The sequence below is a fragment of the Kitasatospora sp. NPDC004799 genome, from assembly GCF_040609095.1.
Taxonomy (GTDB): Bacteria; Actinomycetota; Actinomycetes; order Streptomycetales; family Streptomycetaceae; genus Kitasatospora.
In genome coordinates this window covers 1-18,823 of the sequence record NZ_JBEXJK010000009.1, presented here as the reverse complement: position 1 = coordinate 18,823, position 18,823 = coordinate 1, and the positions used below count along the sequence as shown (strand labels likewise).

Here is an 18,823-nt window from a genome sequence, read left to right as displayed (position 1 = left end):
GATACAGGGGATGTGCTTGCGGAGCCGGTCAAGGCCCCACCGGACCGTAGCGGCGTACCACCAGCGGCAGGACGGAAGCCCTCCGCCGACCCAGGGCACGGATAGAGTCGACGCAGCGGCCCAGGACCGGGACGTGCGACGGAGGAAGAGGGCTGGAGGACGGGGCATGTACCTCAAGAACGTGCGGGTGCGGAACGTACGCGGGTTCCGCGGCGCCCGTGAGGTGGACCTCGACCTGACCAGGCCCGACGGCTCCTACGCCGGTTGGACGGTGCTGGCCGGCCGCAACGGGTCCGGCAAGTCCACCCTGCTGCGCGCCGTGGCCCTGGCGGTCAGCGGACCGAGCGCGGCGCGCGGGCTGGTGACCGGCTTCGACTCGTGGATCAGCGACGAGCGCGAGCGGGCCGTCGCGGAGGTCTGCCTCCAGCCGGATACGGCGGAGGACAGGTTCACCACGGGCCGCCCGCCGTCCGGCACGTTCTGGGCGGGCCTGCAATGGACCGCGCCGGAATCCGCGACCGCGTCCGGGCGGCATGCCCAGCCGGCACTGAGCCCGGTGGTGTACAGGAAGGCGCCGACCGCTGCCCAGCGCGGGCCGTGGGCGGACAACCCGGTGGGCTGGTTCTGTGCGGGTTACGGGCCGTTTCGTCGGCTCGTCGGAGGCTCGGGGGAGGTCCAGCGGCGCATGGCCGGGTCGGGCGCCGTGGCCCGGCTGACCAGCCTCTTCCACGAGGACGCCTCACTGGCCGAGGGCGTCAGCTGGCTGATCGAGCAGCACCTGCGGTCCCTGGAGAACCGCCCGGGCGCGGCCGAGCTGAAGCTCATCGCCCTGGAGATCCTCGGCGACGAGCTCCTGCCCGACGACTACACCATCGGGAACGTGGACTCCGACGGCCTGTGGGTCACGCACGGCGGTCGCTCCTTCCCCCTGCGGGAGATGAGCGACGGCTACCGCACCGTGGCCGCGCTCGTGGTCGACATCCTCAAGCAGCTCCACGACACCTACGGCGCCCTCCACGTCGAACACGACAGCGGCCACCCTGTCGTGACCGTCCCCGGTGTCGTGATCATCGACGAGATCGACGCGCACCTGCACGTGTCCTGGCAGAAGCGCATCGGGGGGTGGCTCAAGCAGCACTTTCCGCTGGTGCAGTTCCTGGTCACCACCCACAGCCCGTACATCTGCCAGGCAGCCGACCCGGCCGGGCTGATCCGCCTGCCCGGACCCGACGTCGACGAAGCCCCCGAAGTCGTCGGGACGGACCTGTACGACCGGGTGGTGTTCGGCAGCGGCGACGACGCGGTGCTGTCCGAGCTCTTCGGTCTCGACACCCCGTACTCGCAGCGCGCGGACGAGGCCCGGGCGCTCCTGGTCGCGCTGGAGATGAAGATCGTGGCCGGCGGGGCGAGCGAGGAGGAGCGGGAGCGCTACCGGCAGCTGAAGCGGACCCTGACCAGCTCGCCGTCCGCCCGGGTCGACGAGGTTGCCGCCCGCCTGCACTCCCTGACCGGGCACGTCGCGTGATCCGAATCCAGCGGCTTCCCCTTCCGGAGCCGCCGCGTTCCCGCATGGCCGAGTGCACCTGCGACATCGTGCTGGCTCCGGAACCGAAGGCCAGGGCACGACAGCTGTGGAAGCACTCGACCGTGCGACGTGACGTGCACGTTCCGTTGCGTGGCCTCCTCGGGGAGATGGCGGCCGGGCGCGAGCGGTGCATGTACTGCGGGGACAACCAGGGCACCGACATCGACCACTTCGATCCCATCGACCGGCACCCGATGCGCGCCTTCGACTGGACCAACCACGTCCTCGCCTGCTCACTGTGCAACAGCCACCTCAAGAAGGCCGTCTTCCCGCTCGACGGCGGTGGGAAGCCGCTGCTCATCGACCCCACGGCCGAGGACCCGACACCGCACCTGCGCCTGGTCCTGGCGGTCGGCCAGTACCAGCCACTCACCCCCAGGGGCCGGGCCACCATCGACCTGTTCGACCTCAACCGCGGCCTGCTGGCCAAGGGCCGGGTGAACGCCTTCCACGTCACGAAGGCCTGCGTCGCCCAGTGGGCCGACGCCACCGCCAAGGGGGACCACGACGAGGCCGCCCGCTGGGCTGCGGTCGTCAACGAACAACCGATGGCCGACGTCGTCCAGGCCATGCTGCACCAGGCCCTCGGCCCCGCCGCCGAGATCGTTTTCGACGACGACCCCCAACTCCTCGCCCACCTCCGCGAACCCGGGCTCCGGACGGCCCTGCTCATCGGGTAGGACACCGTGGGTGGCGACCCGGTCGGCCATGCGTTGCCCGAAGGGAGGCGGGAGATCCCCGGCTACACCTGCTGACGCACATCAGTGGCAGCACGAACCTGACGTCGGCGAATTCAGCAGTGCTCGCGTACGCCCCTGGCGCGCGCCCCGAACGTGCGGCTTAAGGTGCGGCATCTGCGCTGTGGGACTGGAGAGTTGGGGGAACGCTATGGAGGGCAACAAGCCGAAGAACGTGCGCGAGGTGATTCAGCAGCTCGCTCAGCCGTCGAACGTCGCGGTCCACTCCAGCGACAAGCTGCTGGGCGAGGTCGAAAGCCGTCGCCGCGAAGGACGACGAGGAGCGGAAGAAGAACCAACTCGACGCGCTGCGCCGCAAGCCGGGCCTGCGACCCGTGCCGTCCGGGGAAATCGGCGCGGGCGTCCAACTGACGCCCTGGGATGTGCTGCACACCCTCGGACGCGCGACCGCACTCGCGCGACGCGGTGCCGGGCGGGGGCTCGCGGAGCACTGGGGTTGCCTCAAGTACAGCCAGGCGCTGGAGGGAACGCTCGGGACCTTCATGGCCCTGTCGGCCGAGGGCCGTGACACGGCGGACTACTACAAGGCACTGCAGTCCAACGAACTCGGCGTCGGGTTCGCGCTGGCCGTGGCCAAGCATGTCCTGGCCAGGCGCTATCCGGACCACAGTGTGTCGATCGTGCCCGCCGACGCCGCCCTGCGGGCGGGCTTCGCGGTGACCGGCCGGGACAGCGGTGTCTCCGTCGGCTACCGCTACCGGCCCCAGCACTTCGCGGAGGTGTGGAAGCCTGGCCGGCCATCGCGGGTCCTCCCGATCGCCTGCAAGGGCAACCACAGCGGCGCCTCCGCCTCCCACACCCAACTCGCCTCGGCCGCGGTCCACGCCGACGCCGTGCACATCGGCGGATGGACGGACACACCGGCCCTGATCTTCAGTACCGAGCTCCCCGTCGACGGGCCGATGACCGTCCACCTGCTGCACGCGCCCGGCAACGGCGGCACACTCACCCACCCGGCCAGCAAAGCCCGCGACCTGGACCTGGAGCTCGACCAGGACAACATCTTCCCTGGGATCCTGCCGCCCGGACGAGACGGCGAGAACCCCGACTCCGTTCCGGGTTTCCACATCGAAGCGGACCACTTCGCCTGGTTCCAGCACGCCCTCGCCCGCACCGGCGCGGCGGGCCTGACGGCCTTCGCCGGAGACGCGGAAGCAACCGTCCCATACCTCACCGCCCGGCAGGGCCGCAAGCGGTACGAGGGCATCTCGCATGCCGCGATCGGCAGCGTCCAGGACGCGGCCCACGAACTCCTCGGCCTCCCGTTCGTCGGCACCGACCACGTCCTGCGCCTCAACCGCACCCGAGTGGAGGCCTTCTCGGGCGTGGCGGAGGACCTCTTCAAGCACCTCGCCAAGCGCCGCCTCACCCGCTACCGCGACGAGGCCCACGCCCGCCGCTCCTCGTGGCCGACCGCCACCTGGGACGACGACTGGGACGGCCCCGTCTCCATCCACCCGGACGGATCCGTCCTCGCCCTTCGAGTACTTCCGGAAAGAGACTGCTGACGGCACGGCTGTGCCCGCTCCGAACTCCGCTATCCGTCTGCGCCCTGCTCCGCCAGGACAGAGAACGCATTGCCAGCCGCCAGGGTCCGCCCACGAGTCGAGGCTGTTCGTGGGCGTGTTAACTTCTCCGGTCATGAACGCGAGAACAAGTCTGGCTGCCGTAGCTCTGACGGCGACGGCCATCGGCGGCGCAGTGGCGTGTACAGCCGATGGCCAGTCGGCCGCCACATCCACGGCAGCGCCGCGCCGCATCCCGGCCGAGCCCGACCCCGGGTACACCAGCGTTCCTGGCTCAGCAACTGGTCGGAAAGCCCAGCAGTCGGGAGGCGTCGGTCCCTGTCGGACGGGCCGCCCAGGAGTTCCTGATGGCGGAAGGCGGGATGACATACCCGAAGGAGCAGTGCGAGAGACAGTGGCAGCTGCTCACCGTGGAGCAGAAGACGCTGTGCATCGTGGTGGATTCATGGACGGGTGCATGAATCCGGCGTAGCCCGCCCGAAGCCCTCTCTGGTGAGGAGGCCAGGCGCGGCCCGCACTGGAGTTCCCGGGAATGGGACATGGGGCCGGACCGGGCTGCACCTTTTGCCAGCATGGAGAGTTTCGTTAATCAGTGTTCGGACGCCCACCGCTTTACCCGGTCGATCACACCATCCGGATCGGGGACGGTCGCGTGGACGGTGAACTCGGCGTACCCGGAGTCGTCGATCGGCAGAGCGGGCAACGGATGCTCGCGCAGCCGCACGACGAGGTACCCCGCGGCCAGTAGGTCACGAGACTTCTCCTCGTCGATGTCGGCCTTGTCCGCGTGCCAGTAGGAGCCGTCGTACTCCACGGCGAGTTTCCGGCCGCCGCTGAGTTCGACTGTGATATCGACGTGCCAGACGCTGCGCCGGACGAACGCGTCATGGCGTGCAGCCTGACCGGAGGATGCTCTGCCGAAGGCGCGTTCCGCGGCCTCGTGGTGGGCGAGCTCGATCTGGGACTTGCCGTGTTCCCTACACTCGGGGCATCCGCTGCCTACGGTGCGGGAAGCCAGGGGCGCCTGCCACACATGCTCGGGGTCCGTGGTGCAGACCCACGTCGGGACGAAGGCTGTCTGCCCGCTGGGGCGCACGTGCCAGGCGGAGAGCGGGTTCACCGGCGACCACTCGGCGGCGAGTTCCGGGAAGTGGAACGCGAGTGAGTCGAGGATCGTGCGGCATTCGGGGCAGCGCAGGCGCTGCCCCTTGTCCCGCTGTTCCGGCGTGTCCTGCCACTCGTGGCCGCAGCCAGGGTCCTGCCACCACACCGTTCTGCGTGACCTCGGAGAGAGCTTGGCCAGGCTGATGCGGCCGTTGCGGCTCGGGTGCCACTGGGAGGCGATCTCCGGACTGATCCTGAACGGGGCGGGATCTGGGGCCTCGGCTTCCAGCCAGGCGGCGCGGGTGTCCTGGCCCCGGCAGGAAGGGCAGCCCGAGTGCAGGAAGGTGTACGGGGATATACGCGGGTGGTGTCCCTGCGGACAGCGGAACCGTCGCAGCGGCCAGAACCCGGCCACGGTGACGGTGCGCGGGTCTTCGTCGTCGGCCCATGCCGCGAGCAGTTCCGGCACTTCGGCGACGGTCGTCACCTGGTAGCGCTCGTACTCCTCCTGCCACTCGGCGTGGCGCTTCGGCTCACATGTCGGGCACTGCGCCCGGTGGATCATGTCGTGGACCCGGGCGGTGAACTGCAGGCCGCAGTCGGGGCAGCGCCAGGCCGCCTCCCGGCGGGCCGTGATGGTGACGGTCTCCCACTGTGCAAGGTCGTTCTTCCCGTGGTCCCACCATGCAAGGACGGGGAGCCCGGAGTCCTTGAGCAGGGCCCGCTGCTTCTGCCCGGGCGAGCTGGGCGTCTGCCGTGCGCGGCTCGGATTGGTCTTGCACCGGCAGCCGAACGCGATGTCGCCCATCCGCTCGGCGGCAAGGCGGTTGCAGTACTTGCACCGGACGTGATGAGGGTCGTCGCGGTAGGACGGGTCGGTCAATGCTGCCAGGTAGTCGTAGCCGTTCTTCTCCGCGTGTTCCCTCGCCTCTGCCACGGGAACCGGCGTCAGATCCGCGTACACGCCGTGGCGCCGCCGTTCGTCCTGTGCCCACTGGCCCCAGTAGCACGCCCGGCACGTCGCCTCGCCCTCCCCGTTCTTGGCCAGGGTGTACTCGAAGCGGTAGTGCGCCTCGCAGCCGCACATCAGGCACCGGGTCAGACGCCACACCGTCGGCTTGGTGAACGGCTCCAACGGCTCCAGTCCGCCGGTGCGGAGGATTTCTGTGATGTGATCGTCGCACCAGGCGTCGCGCGAACGCGTCCGGTACGCGGATGGCTGAGAACAGCCGGCACCCGCGCACAGCTGGACCTGTTTCTGGGGCGCTATGGGGCTCACCTGAGGATTCTCCCATGGCGCCACCCGGGAGCGTGGTGACGGGTGGGTGCTTGGGCCGTGGCCGGGTCCCTCTCCATCTGTTCCCTCTGTTCGGCCGGTCCGCCGCGTCGCGGCCGACGACCACGTACGGTGCGGCGGTGTCCGGGCGAGCCATGCCACCCGGAGTACCCGGGCACTGCTCATTCCTCGTCGTCGGCCTCCGGCTGCCAGGCCCGGAGCAGTGCGTGAACGGGAAACACGGAGTCCGGCACGGCGAGTCGGGTGACCGGCATGGCCCTGGTGGCTCCTGCGATGGGGTGCTCGCGGATGAGATGTGGGACGAGCAGCGCCACCGTGCCGACCAGCCAATCGACAGCGACCTGGTAGGTGGCGACGCAGCCGTCGCCCACACGGTCAGCGGGTCGTGCGCCCGGTCCTCGTACGGTTCCCTCTCCGCCGGGGGGTCTTGACAGCGACCAGCTGCTGCAGGGCTTCCTCGTGCAGGGTGGTCTGCTGGCGGGCTTCGGAGATCCAACCCGCGACGACTCGCTCGAACGCGGCCTCGGCCTCCGGGCGGCCTTCAGGCGGCTGTAAAAAACGACCATCGAGCCGCCGCTGGGCAGGTTCGCGATCGCGTCGGGAATCTCGGTGGCCCGCGGGCCGGCTCGTACGACTGTACGAGCCGGCCTGATTCGGGACCACCGGCCTCGTCAGAGGGAGGTGGGCGGCTTCGGCCGTGCCGTTTCATCTGTGGCGGCCGTGAGGATGTCTCCGAGGCGGAGCCAGGCGCTGGGTCCGGAGTTGCTGATCGGGCTGTCGGCGAATCGCTGCCAGGCCTGGTGGTCGTCTCCGAGCGCGGCTTCGACCAGGGCGAGCACGGTGGGATGCGTGCTGTCGTAGCGGTGCCCGCGTGCCTTGAGTGCGGTCCAGGCGGGCAGGGCGAGGACGGTCTCGCTGGGGCAGTCGGGCAGGGCGAGGATCTCCCGGGCCCATGCTTCGCGGTTGGCGGGGCTGCCGCCGAGCCTGTGGCGAAGCTCCCGGGTGAGCGTGTGGATGGCGTGGCGCGGGTCGGAGTGGCGGGCGAGGACCGAGTCGAATGCCGGTCTGCCGCGGCGGCCGTGCAAGGCGAGGGACAGCAGCGCCTTCTCCACGAGGTCGTCGTCGCCGGCGTGCCGGTCGAGGTACGCGTCGAGTACCTCCGCAGAGGCGGCGGACAGGCTCCGCACCGTCACCTCCTCGGGATCGCCGAGGGCCGTGCGACGGGTCGCGGGTGGCTGCGGGGCCGGGTCGGCGACGATGCGCGTGATCGCGTCCAGGAGTTCGTCGAACCGCCTGCGATCTTCCTGGGATTTGTAGTCGTAGGACTGGGGGCCGGACCGGCTGTGGCGGGCGTCGCGGATCACCAGCCGGACGGTGGCTTCGACGGCTGGTGTGAGTTCCGGAAGGTGGACCAGCATGTCGCGGATCCATCGCAGGTCGGCGGCCCTGCTGATTCCGTAGAGGTCCTTCGACTTCCAGGTCCGCAGGGCCTGCACGGCCGTTTCGGCGAAGTGCCTTCCCAGGTCGGTGAGTTCGTCCGCATGGCTTCGCCAGGGGTGGGGATCGCCGTAGGCGGGCTTGGCCTCGGCGGGGTTCAGGATGAGGCGCCACGGTCCGTCGGCCGCGTGGCTCACCCAGGAGACGGCGGAGTCGGTGCCCCAGCGGGCTTCGAAGCCGTCGTCCTGCAGGTACAGGGCCTCGATGTCCCTCCGGTCGGTCTCCTCCAGGGCGGAGAGCTCGGCGGCGAAGTGCTCTCGGGCCTCCTCCTTCGAGGAACCGTCCTGGAGGAAGGTGCAGATCCGGGTCGTGAGCATGGCGGCGTCGAACCGGGAGAGGTCATCCAGCGCGATCCGCCGGAGGAGCTTCGGCTCGACCGTCCACGGCACGCTGCCGAGCAGCTGGTCACGGACGACCTGGTTTGCCCAGGTAGCGGAGGTCATGTCGATGAGCTGGGGGTGACGGTCGGGGTGCTGTTCGAGTACATTCGACCACATACGTCCCCACGCGTCGAACGCCGCCCTGATTCGGCCGGACCATGCATCGGAATCCTCGTTCTTCAGACGCGTGCGGTCGGGGCCGTCGGGGAGGAGCGCGACGGCGGCCTCGAACACGTCGTCATGGAGGCTTTCCGTCTGCAGTACCACCTGTGCGGGCGTTGGTTTCTTGAGCAGCTCGGGCGTCATGTACGGCGGCTGGGGAACCCGCCTGCGCAGTTCGTCGACGACGGCAGCACAGAGATCGGCAGGTCGGTCGGCGGCACCGAGGGATCCGAGCCGGCGGTCGGAACAGCGGCGCAACGCGTCGGCCCGCAGAGCCGGGTCGCAGTCGGGATGGACGAGAGCGAGAACCAGCAGTGAGGTCGAGTCGGTGAGGTATTCGTACTCGGTCTCGGTCTGCCGCAGCCCGTTCGCCACGGCGGCCTCCAGCAGCCAGTTGGGTGCCGAATCCCGGTAGGGCTTGGCGAGCAGCGCCGCGAGGAGCGGTCCGCCCAGTTGGCTGTCGGCCACGCCGCGGGCCTGCTCGGCTGCCACCCGGGCCGCCGCGGACCCGGGATCGGCACCGGCGGCGACAGTGGTCAGGAACTCTACGGGCAGCCGGATTTCGTCAGTGGCCATTCCTTGCTTCCCTCTCCGCGGTGACTCGTCGGACTCCATCCTGCTCCATCGGTCGGACAATCCGGGAACGAACGGATACGAGGGGTCCGGGGCCAGGGCGGACTGACCCGGCTTCGCGGGGGACAACTCCTCGGCGACTCGGGTACGGTGTCCGGCAGACCAGGTCCGGACCGCCGACAGCATCGGCGGAACCAGCCTCGGCCGATTTTTTCTCCCCGTCCGGAGGCGTGTCAGCAGCGCGCCCACCAGCGGAACTCCACCATCCCCGCGCCATGTGCCCGCGGAATGCCTTCTACTGAACCGGAGTTCCCCGCATGCCCGAGCACGAGCTCACCGCCTCACCCCGCGACTTTCTCTGCGAACACACTCCCAGCAAGAGTCGCGTCCTCGCACTCCTCACCCACGACGACGGCCCCGACTCACTCCAAGCCGTCCTCACCTGCCGCGATCCCGAACTCGCCCACCGCGCGGCCGAACTGCTGCGCCGGATCCTGAGCCGGGCGGTCGGGGCCCTGCTGGAGGAGTCCGTGGACGGGTTGTGCGGGCAGTTGCCGGACGCTCCGGCGTCCTCGCTTCGGCGGGCCGTGGCCCATGTGCTCGCCGGCACCTGGCCGACTGCCGCCGGAACGCTCATCGCCTGGCCCGAAGGATCCGCGCACGAGGAACCCGACCAGGAGGACGGCGCCGACAGCGAGGGCAGCGGCGAGGACGACCAGGCCCTGGAATCCGCGGGCTCCGTACGGGGCGCAGCGCGGCTGCGCGACCTGCCGGGCCAGGTTGTACGGATCACTTCGCTCCGTGAGTTCCACGTCCACGACCGGCAGGCTCTGCTGGGGGCGGCGGGCGAACAGGGCTGGGAGTCGATGCCGGCCGACCAGCTCGACGCCGACGACCCGCACGATGTGGTCGGCGCGGTGATGTGGCTCGCGGACCCGCCTGTCTACGTCGATGGGGCGGATGCCCTGACCGAATGCAGCCATATCTCTCTGCTGCGGCGGGACAAGGGCGACGAGGTCGCGGAGTGGAGTGCGGAGCCGGTCGTGGCGGACTTCGGCCCCGGGCGGCGTGCCGCCAAGGCCGGGGAGTCCCCTGACCACAGCCCCGGCGAGGAGCTTCCCGACTTTGCGGCGCTCTTCCCTGTGGAGCCTCCGCACTGCGAGGACCCGGAGTGCGAGGAAGAGAACTGCTTGTGGCAGCTGACTCCCCGCACGGTAGACCTCCTGCACACCGCGCTGTCGCTGCTGGCCGACGAGGCGTACGAGGACGCCGAGGAACTCGGTGACGGGCGCCTCGTACCGGATGAGCACGAGGGCAGTTGGGGGGTGTTCCCGCGGCTGCCGAAGCTGACCTTCGCCACCGACCTCCAGTGGCGGCGCCGCTTCGCCCGCGCCGCCGACGACCTCGCCGACGACCTCGAACGCGGCCACTGGCCGCGGCCGACCTGCACCGCCGAGGAACTCGCCCTGCATCTCGCCATCGACGACGCCGGCGACAGCGCCGACGAGATCGGGGACGACTCCGACGGCACCGGGCACGGCACGCACAGCACGCTGCCGACGCACCGCGACGACTACGACTTCGGCGCCTGCACGGACATGTTCTTCCAGGACACCGACGTCCTCATGCTCTACAGCTCCCGCTTCGACGGCATCGAGGACCCCGATGGGGACGTCAACCGGCAGCTCGGGGTGGGAGACCTGCGCGCGCAAGCCTGGTTCGAGCCGTTCGGGAACGTCAGGGCCCGGGACCCCCACCGCGGCTTCCGCCGCTAATCGGACCGGCTCATCCGGACGGCGGGCCGAGGCGCGCGAAGTGCCTCCGCCCACCGTCCGGGCGCCCGGGAGCGGCGCCCGGAAGCGACCTTCCGGTCGCCGCTCCCGCCCCTTCCCGGTGCGGCGGCGCCGAGCGAACGGGTGGCCGAACGGATCGGGGCAACCTCCTGCGGCGGAGGTACATCCATGAGCTGCCTCGTCACCCGTGAACGACCGACCCCGGAGGTCACAGGGCTGCCCGGCATGACCCGATCGAACCGGGAAGACCCTCGCCCTCTTTCCTGAAGGTGCCGCGTTGGTCACTCTCTGTGGATGGTCGACAGATGCCGTGCGATGAAGAAGGACAGGAAGCTCTGCAGGAACCGGGTCTCCAGCCCCGGATTCCGCTGTCACCTGCATCAAGGACTCCCCGCTGGCCCGCGACCCACCGATCCGTCCCCACGCAGGCGGGCAGCGAGCGGCGCACCCGCGAGACAGACGGGCCGAAGGCCCCGCCGGCCCGCTTCCACGGTGAACCGTCCCTCGTCGGCCGCCCGCCCCGCACCGCCGGCGAGGACACCCCGGATCCCGGCCCAGCGCACCACCTCCCGTCAGGCTCCGACCCCGCCACGGGTCGTGACCCGCGCCGAGACGGACAGCGCCGTCCGGGTGTGCGCGCAACTCGTCGGCGGAGGCGGCGGCGACGTCATCGCCGCCCAGGCCGTCCGCTACGTGGCCCCAGAGACCTGGAGTGCGCTCGTCGAGCGACACCGCGGCAAGGGCTGCGACGCGCTCGCCGCCTTCGCCCGCGCGCTGCTGGACGGCAAGAAGTCCCTGCACGGCGTGGTCGGCAGCCTCGTCGGCGCCCTGCTGGCCGCGGTGGGCCGCCCCCGCATCGAGCAGGTCTTCGCCCAGGAACTCGCCAGCCGCGTACCGCTCCCGTTCGGGCACGAGATCGCCCTCGCCGCCCGCGGCCTCCAGGCGGCCGGCATCTTCATCTGCTTCACCGACGGCGGCGCGATGGGCGACTGCGCCTGCCTGCGTGACCTCCTGCTCAGCGAGGGCAAGGCCCAGCTCGACAACCTCCTCCAAGGAGCCCTGAACGACTGGAGCCAGCTACCTGGCCGCATGCAGCCGGAGACTGTCGCGGTTGAGCGAAACTGATGCGAAAGCATTAACCCCCTTCTGGTGCAGCACATTTCGCCTGACGGAATGGGCGGTCGAGGGCGGGTTTCGCTGCTCAGATAGGGGAAGCAGAGCCGGTTGGGCACTGTCTGTCTGTGCTCCAGCGACCGCTCCAGTCGGCGGCGTGCAGCTCGGCATCCGTCGGCCGCGGCGTTCCGATAACGGATGTGATCAACCGGTTACGAGGTGCGCAATCCGTGTGGTAGTTGTGGGAATCCTCCGCGCCATGGCCGTTTACAGTCGCGCGCGGTCGCTGGGACAGGAGGCGGCAGTGGTTGATCTGGTCGTGGCCGAGACCGCCGACGGACCTGATGAAGCCGGCAAGGAAGAGTTCGTCCATCCGATTTTCCGGATGGCGCCGAAGGAGGACAGCGGGTCCGACACGCTGCGCAACTACCGTTACCAGACCGAGGTCACTGCCCAGACATGCATCGCCATGCTCACCGCAGGCAACATTGACTACGTCGTCTGCGAATGGCACGAGGACTACGTCGTCGCCTACACGGACGGCTCGGTCGAACTCGTCTCGGTCAAACACCGCGCGAAGAGTCGAACCCCGTGGAACCTGCAGGAGATCTGCAAGGACGGCGGCCTGGCCCATCTCTTCGACCGCTGGCGGGCTTGCGACGGCGCGGGTAACGTCAGGCTGCGCCTGGCCACGAACGCCGGCCTCGCCACAGGAAAGACCGGAGCAGCGGCGCTCGCCGCCATGTGCGGGCCCGACCCGAAGACCACCGTCGGGGTAGACGCCATGGCAGAGAAGGTCAGCCGGCACTTCCTCAAGATCCGCTTGCAGCAGCCCTACGCCACCATCCCCAAGGTCCCCGACGTATCCAAACTCGCCGACATCGCCATCCCGGCCGGCTTCACCGACACGGTCAAAGACTTCTTCGCGGTGCTCCACATAGACGCCGAGCTGCCCTCCCGCGGAGACATCACCGACGTGAACCTGCAGAGGCTCCTCCGGCCGGCGGTCGAACTCCTGCAGCGCGAGAACGTGGACATCGAAGCCACCTACTTGGCTGTGGTCGAACGCATTGACAAGGCGAACCGCGACGAGAACGACCGCGCCCAGTACGCCGCCTACATCGCAGACCCGAGCAGGGTCCGCCATAACGTCCAAATCCAGCAGCGCATCGCCCGGCGTACGCTCTACCCAGGCACGATCCGCGACGAGTTCATCTCAAGCCGCGCCGCCGTGCCGACCTTCACCCGAGGGAAGACCCCTATCACAGCCCCGGGCGGGGCGAACCTGCGCAAGAAACTCGCGCGCGGCGGAGTCCCTTCCGACCAGGCCGCCCACGCTGAACGTCTGCGCTCCGCCTGGTACACGACCTGGGAAGAACACCGATCAGGACTGGCAGGCGACACCACCGACCTGGCGAACGTGAGCCTCGAAGTGGTCGACGCTGCCTTCGCCAGTCGCGACCAGGCGGAGAACGAAGCGCTCGACGGGGCACCCTACGGCCGGCGCATGAACCAGCTCCTCACCCAGCACCTCCTGCCCGAGAACCTCTCGTCGTCCCTGGCGTTCCCGGTCAACGGACAACACCTGCGCGGCCTGGCCTACGAACTCTGCGACCAGTGCGACTTCTACTTCTCCGAGCCGTTCGACACCTCCGAGGAGGAGGCGTCGTGACAAGCCGAAGCGACGACCACGCAGCCGCCATCGCGAGAGTCAGGGACCGGGCCCGCCGACAGGAGATGCGCGAAGCCGGCTACCACGAGGCCCGCATCCTCCTGCTGATCGACAAGTTCACCACCGCGAAGAAGGGCTTGGACGGGCTCACCAAACTCGCCAAGCTCGACTTCCTGCTGCGATACCCCGCCATGCTCGACCGCCTTCTCACAGAGGACGACATCCACTGGCCGCAGGGAGCACAGCCCACCGCTTCCGAACGCCGCGCCGTCGAGAGCCGCATGACCCGGTACAAGTACGGCCCCTGGGACCAGCGCTACTACAGCGTCCTCGGATCCCTCGCAGCCCGCGGCCTCATCACCTACAGCGGCGCGAACCGCGCGGAGTTCCGCATCACCGCCAACGGCGCGATCGCCGCCACCGCGCTGACGGCAACCGACGAATGGGCCGTGGTCGCCCAGCGAATCGCCCTCCTGAAGCGGCACTTCAACAAGTCGGGGACAGCGTTGAAGACCCTCATCTACGACCGCCTGCCCGACGCGGTCGACAGGCCCTGGCGCACGGAGATCTGATGGCAACCCACCTCCGCTTCATCTCTTTGACCGTCACCACGGCCGACACCGAGAAGACCTACCGCTTCGACCAGCCGGCCACCGTCGTCAGCGGTGCCAGCGGCACCGGTAAGTCCAGCCTGCTCATGCTGCTCAAGTACGCCATCGGCGGCAAAGCCATGCTGACCCCCGCCGTCCGCAACCACGTCCACTCAGTACGGGCCGAGGTGGTCGTCGGCGAGCAGCACATGACCCTCAAGCGAACCATCAACGACAGCCGGACCGACCACGTCGACATCCTCGACCCCGAGACCCTCACGCTGCGCCGCACCCTCCCCATCCGCGACTCCGCCGGCGGAGAATCCCTCTCCGACCTGCTCCTGGAAGCGCTGAGATTCCCCCGCGAGAGCATCGCCACCACCCGCGAGGGGAAAGCCACCGAACGCGACCTCACCTTCGCCGACCTCTTCACATACGTCTACCGGGACGCCCGAGGGATCGACCAAGAGGTCATCGGACACCTCGACACCTGGTTCAAGTCCGCGCGCACCCACCTCTTCAAGCTGATGTTCGGACTGACCGACAGCACCGTGCTGGAACTAGGAAAACTCCTGGGCAAGCTCAAGGAGCAACTCAAGGCGAAGACGGCCGAGTACGAGAGCGTCCAGCGCTTCCTGGCCGCCACCGACCCCCGCACCGACGAGGAACTCCGCGCCGAACTAGCCGATCTGCGCGACATGCTGCAGCGCGCCGACACAGCCCTCGCATTGCTGCGCCACGAACTGCAGGAAAGCAGTGCGGCCGACGCGGTCCTCCGCCAAGAACTCCGCACGGCGATCGAGGACGCGAGCAAGGCCACGCAGGAACTCCTGGCAGCCGAGGAACTCATCGAAGCCCGGGAAGCGGTCGTCGCTCAGATCGAGCTCGACCTATCCCGCCTGGAACGCTCCGCCACCGCCATCGAGAAGCTCCTGCCCTTCCACTTCGTCGTCTGCCCCCGATGCATGCAGAGACTCGACGCACGACCGGTGCCGGAAGACCACTGCCTGGTGTGCCTGCAGCCCGACCCCGCCGACGACGACGTCGACCCGGCCGCGGTCCAGCAGACCCGCAACGCCTTGGAACAGCAACTCCAAGAGGCCCGAACCCTCCTGGCCGCCGACACTGAGGTCCTGCGCACCGCCCGCGAACGCGTTCAGCAGGCCGAGTTCCTCACGCACAGCCTGCGCCGGCAACTCGACGCGCAGACCCGGGGGATGGTGTCTCCGCACTTCGAGGCGATCGCCGATGCCAGTGCCCGCGGAGCCACCCTCAGAGCGAGCATCGACGCGGTGACCCAATTGCGTGACTCCTGGGCCAGAGCCCGTGCGATCGACCAGACCGTCCGCGACATCAGAGCCCGCCGCACCCGCGCCACCGCCGACCAAAAGGCCCGACTCGCGGAGCTCGCCGCACGCAAGGGGCTGGTCACCGATCTCAGCCGGAACTTCGACACCATGGTCGCCGAACTCCGCCCAGCCCCGTGGATCGAGTCCGCAACGATCGATCCAACGACCTACCTGCCACTGATCAACAATGGTTCATTCGAGACTCTCCAGGCAGACGGTGGCGGCATCGTGACATGCATCAACGTCGCGTACAGCCTCACGCTTCTGGAATTCGGCATCACCCACCCCGACGTCCTCGTCCCGTCCCTGCTGATCATCGACTCACCACGCAAGGCATCGGGCACCAACGAACAGGACCAAGAACGCGGCCGCCGCACCTACCACCGCCTCCAAGCGATCGCTGAAACCTACGGCTCCCAAATCCAGCTGATCATCGCCGACAACGACTCCGCTCCCGTCCCCAGCAGCACCTTCGGAAAGATCGAACTCGACTACGACAACCCGACGGTCCCCGGCGTCGCCCACCCCGGCCCCGGACACACCGGCCGCGCGGAGGACGAACGCGAAAGCTGACAACGCCCAGCTCCTCGACAGGCTCTCGGACAAACGCAGCCTGAACCGTTGCTGTCACACGCGAGAGCCCTCCGCCTGCTGGCGACTCAGGAGGGTCGTCGTGAGTTCGACGGTAGCGAGGTACCACCAGAAGATCCAGTCGAGGAACGCCGGATCGTAGTCCTCCTGCTGGGAGGCGTCCCTGTGGCGGATCTCGAACTTGTTGGCGATCACGAACAGGGCCCCGTCGTCCGGCTTTCCGAGTTCGCTGCGGATGAGGTCGCGCCGCTCCTCCAAGATGCCCGCGAGCACGATCACCGCGGAGCGCTTCTCCTCGATGGACGCGCCGCGGCTGCGGTAGAGGGCGATGGCGTGCGTGGTGCGCTGCTTGATGTCCGGGTCGGCGACGGCGAGGACACGGTGGACGAGGTCGGCGCGGGCGTCATCGGTGACCGCGACGAGACGGCCCTGGTCCTCGCCCTCGTCGGCGAGGCGGTACTGAACGCCGGCACTCGCGAGCAGGCGGTTCACCTGCCACCTGTACAACGTCCGAGCGGGACCTGCATGGAACTCCCGGTGATGCCAACCACACTGGCTGTAGGAGTGGTACCAGCGATCACGCGGACGTGAGACCAGGTCATGGAAGACCTCTACCAGTCCCAGGAACGTGTCCTCGTCCCACTCCCCAGGGGTAAGGGGCCAGAGCAGAGGTATGCCCAGTCGGCGCTCCAGCACCTCGGCGGCATCCGGCAGGTCCGCATAGACGTCGACGCACTCCTGCCCGAAGTGCTCCGCGAGATAGCCGTTGCGGTGCATCTCCCCGATCAGTCGGGCGAATCCACGAGCTGCCGAAGCCGGACTTACCGATGCATTCGGGGCAGCCTTCCCCTGGCGCTGTGGCCAGTACGGACGCGGCTCCGTGACATGCCGGACCTCCTTCGCTCTGTCGGCCAGCTCACGAAACCAGGTCTCCTGCGTCACCACTGGAGCCTGCTCCGATGGCGGGAGATCGGAACGGGGGCTCCAGTAGCTGCTGTGGGGAGCTGTGGCAGGAAGATCCTTAAAGTCCGAGCAGGCACTGGCCCCCTGGAACGCTTCAGTGAGTAGCCACTCGGCCCTGGACACCCAGCTGTTGTGGTCGGTGGCGGTGAGGTGGTTGGCCTCGCTGACGAAGAGGTCGACCGGCCAGGCCAGCTCGTAGTTGCTGAGGTCTATCACTGAGGTCCTTCCGTGCCTGCTGGCTGATGAAGTCGGCCAGAGGGTCGACCGGCTGGATGGGTGCCGGTCGCCGTAACGGAGAATACCTGCGACCCCGAACTGACCATCCGAATTTCCTCGTGGGTCCGGCCTCCGCTGGGCCGTCCTGCGAGCGAGCAGCCAGCCGCAAGGCCTGACGGCCGCCCTCGCCGGGACGGGCGTTCAGGTGCAGCCTCGTCAGACTGGTGAGGGGTTCCGGTCGCGGCTGCTGCTACGCCGCCAGCGGCAGGTCGTCGTCGTCACGGGGGACGGCCCGGAGCTGGCGTGCCTGGGCCCGGTCGAGGGCGGAGGCGAGCGCCTGGACGGCCTGGTCGGCGGAGTCCTTGAAGAGGTGGCCGTAAAGGTTGATTGTGGTGACGAGGGTGGAGTGTCGCAGGGTCTTGGACACGACGGCGAGGGGGATGTTCTCGGCGATCACGATGCTGGCCGCGGTGTGGCGCAGGTCGTGCAGCCCAATCTTGGGGAGGTCGAGTTCGGCGGTGCGCTTTCGGAGCTGGTCGAGGACCCACTGGGGCCGCAGCGGCGTTCCGCCCGGGCGGGCGAAGACCAGGCCCTCGAGCCGGGCGTCGGGGTGGGCGTTCATCTGGATGGCGGCCTGGCGGTGGAGGGCTGCGATGACTCTGGGGGAGAGGCTGATCCAGGCGCGGCTGGCCTCGGTCTTGGGTTCGCGGAGGTGGATCTTTCCGTTGTCGATGGCGGCGAGGGTCCAGCGGACGTAGAGCTTGCGGTCCATGAGGTGGACGTCGGACCAGTGGAGGGCGAGGATCTCGCCGCGGCGCATGCCGGTGCCGAGCATGACCTCGAACAGGTCGGTGAGCTGGTCCGCGTACTGTTCGGCGCCGTGTCGCAGGAAGGTGGCGGCCTCGTCAGGGGTCCAGCAGGTGCGATCGGCGGAGCGGGGCCGGGCAGGGACGGAGTGCTTGGCCGGGTTGTAGCGCAGCCCCCAGGTGCGCACGGCGGCGTTGAGGGCGTTGCGCAGGGTGGAGACGATCCGGTAGACGGTGACCTTGCCGCGCTTGGCCTTGTGTTGGGCGGCGATCCAGCGCGCGATGTGCTTCGGGCGCAGGTCCGGGAGCCGGTAGTGGCCGAAGGTGGGGATCAGGTCCCGCTCCACGCACGCGTCGTAGCCGGCGTAGGTGTTCGGCGCGAGCTCTTCCTTCTTCACCGCCAGCCACTGCCGCAGGAAGCTCGCCACAGTGACCCGGCGGTCCTCGTAGACCCCGCGCAGCTCGCCGTCCAGCACTGCCTTCATCTCCCGGGCCGCCTCGGCGCGAGTGGCAAACCCACCGCGCCGGCGGGTCTTTCGCTTCCCGTCCTCGGGGGCCAGGTCGACACAGTACGTCCACGACCCGTGACCCGCCTCCTCCAACAACCGCACACACCATGGACCCAACTGCCTCCCGTGACCGTCCGAACAACCACACCGCCGGTACACCCGGCCACGCTGTGGACGCTGTCCCATGAGCTTCGCCTTCTCTCGGACTGGACGGTGACTCTGGGATGAGAGTGGCTACTGCGTTAGAGAGTGTTGGGTAATCGGGTGACTACTGGTGCTTGAGGTCGTCGGCGAGGCGGCGGGCTGCTTCGGTCTCGATGGGGCCGCGTGGTTCGATCT

At 69.0% G+C, this 18,823-nt stretch carries 13 protein-coding genes and 1 pseudogene; 8 read left to right on the top strand and 6 right to left on the bottom strand.

All coding sequences use genetic code 11. The features are described from left to right. Positions 1–166 precede the first annotated feature (166 nt). From ABZW03_RS02355 to ABZW03_RS02345, 3 genes are all read left to right on the top strand, one after another. A complete protein-coding gene (locus ABZW03_RS02355; protein ID WP_355250882.1) occupies positions 167–1,525 on the top strand; it encodes an AAA family ATPase in 1,359 nt (452 codons plus the stop codon). 44 nt (positions 1,526–1,569) lie between these two features. Next, entirely contained in the window at positions 1,570–2,265 is a 696-nt protein-coding gene (locus ABZW03_RS02350; protein ID WP_355250879.1) for an HNH endonuclease, read from the top strand. 392 nt (positions 2,266–2,657) lie between these two features. Next, positions 2,658–3,851, top strand: coding sequence for a hypothetical protein (locus tag ABZW03_RS02345; protein WP_355250877.1), 1,194 nt, complete (start codon positions 2,658–2,660; stop codon positions 3,849–3,851). Positions 3,852–4,458: 607 nt separating this feature from the next. On the opposite strand, the gene ABZW03_RS02340 is transcribed toward ABZW03_RS02345, so the two are convergent. The 3 genes from ABZW03_RS02340 to ABZW03_RS02330 all read right to left on the bottom strand — a co-directional run bounded on the left by ABZW03_RS02340 (position 4,459) and on the right by ABZW03_RS02330 (position 8,885). Continuing rightward, positions 4,459–6,252, bottom strand: coding sequence for a zinc-ribbon domain-containing protein (locus ABZW03_RS02340; RefSeq protein ID WP_355250874.1), 1,794 nt, complete (start codon positions 6,250–6,252; stop codon positions 4,459–4,461). A gap of 179 nt (positions 6,253–6,431) precedes the next feature. Next, on the bottom strand, positions 6,432–6,641 hold the full coding sequence (locus ABZW03_RS02335; RefSeq protein WP_355250871.1) for a hypothetical protein: 210 nt from the start codon (positions 6,639–6,641) through the stop codon (positions 6,432–6,434). 300 nt (positions 6,642–6,941) lie between these two features. After that, entirely contained in the window at positions 6,942–8,885 is a 1,944-nt protein-coding gene (locus ABZW03_RS02330; RefSeq protein ID WP_355250868.1) for a hypothetical protein, read from the bottom strand. A gap of 314 nt (positions 8,886–9,199) precedes the next feature. Here ABZW03_RS02330 and ABZW03_RS02325 point away from each other — a divergent pair, with 314 nt between their 5' ends. The 5 genes from ABZW03_RS02325 (at position 9,200) to ABZW03_RS02305 (ending at position 15,972) form a co-directional block, all read left to right on the top strand. Then, positions 9,200–10,657, top strand: a complete 1,458-nt coding sequence (locus ABZW03_RS02325; RefSeq protein WP_355250865.1) for a hypothetical protein — start codon at positions 9,200–9,202, stop codon at positions 10,655–10,657. Between the two features lie 615 nt (positions 10,658–11,272). Next, complete coding sequence (locus ABZW03_RS02320; RefSeq protein ID WP_355250862.1) at positions 11,273–11,800, top strand: hypothetical protein; 528 nt, start codon at positions 11,273–11,275, stop codon at positions 11,798–11,800. Positions 11,801–12,047: 247 nt separating this feature from the next. Then, on the top strand, positions 12,048–13,460 hold the full coding sequence (locus ABZW03_RS02315; protein ID WP_355250859.1) for a dsDNA nuclease domain-containing protein: 1,413 nt from the start codon (positions 12,048–12,050) through the stop codon (positions 13,458–13,460). Next, positions 13,457–14,032, top strand: coding sequence for a hypothetical protein (locus ABZW03_RS02310; RefSeq protein ID WP_355250856.1), 576 nt, complete (start codon positions 13,457–13,459; stop codon positions 14,030–14,032). The genes ABZW03_RS02315 and ABZW03_RS02310 overlap by 4 nt, the downstream gene beginning before the upstream one ends. Further along, positions 14,032–15,972: an AAA family ATPase gene (locus tag ABZW03_RS02305; protein WP_355250853.1), complete on the top strand. Its 1,941-nt coding sequence runs from the start codon at positions 14,032–14,034 to the stop codon at positions 15,970–15,972. Before ABZW03_RS02310 ends, ABZW03_RS02305 begins: the two co-directional genes overlap by 1 nt. A gap of 54 nt (positions 15,973–16,026) precedes the next feature. Here the strand turns inward: ABZW03_RS02305 and ABZW03_RS02300 are convergent, their stop codons facing one another. From ABZW03_RS02300 to ABZW03_RS02290, 3 genes and pseudogenes are all read right to left on the bottom strand, one after another. Next, entirely contained in the window at positions 16,027–17,169 is a 1,143-nt protein-coding gene (locus ABZW03_RS02300; protein ID WP_355250850.1) for a hypothetical protein, read from the bottom strand. 250 nt (positions 17,170–17,419) lie between these two features. Further along, positions 17,420–18,460 (bottom strand): site-specific integrase, encoded by a 1,041-nt coding sequence (locus ABZW03_RS02295; protein ID WP_355250959.1) that lies wholly within the window; start codon positions 18,458–18,460, stop codon positions 17,420–17,422. 6 nt (positions 18,461–18,466) lie between these two features. Further along, positions 18,467–18,670, bottom strand: a pseudogene (locus ABZW03_RS02290) (Arm DNA-binding domain-containing protein); the annotation flags it as partial. Between the last annotated feature and the right edge of the window lie 153 nt (positions 18,671–18,823).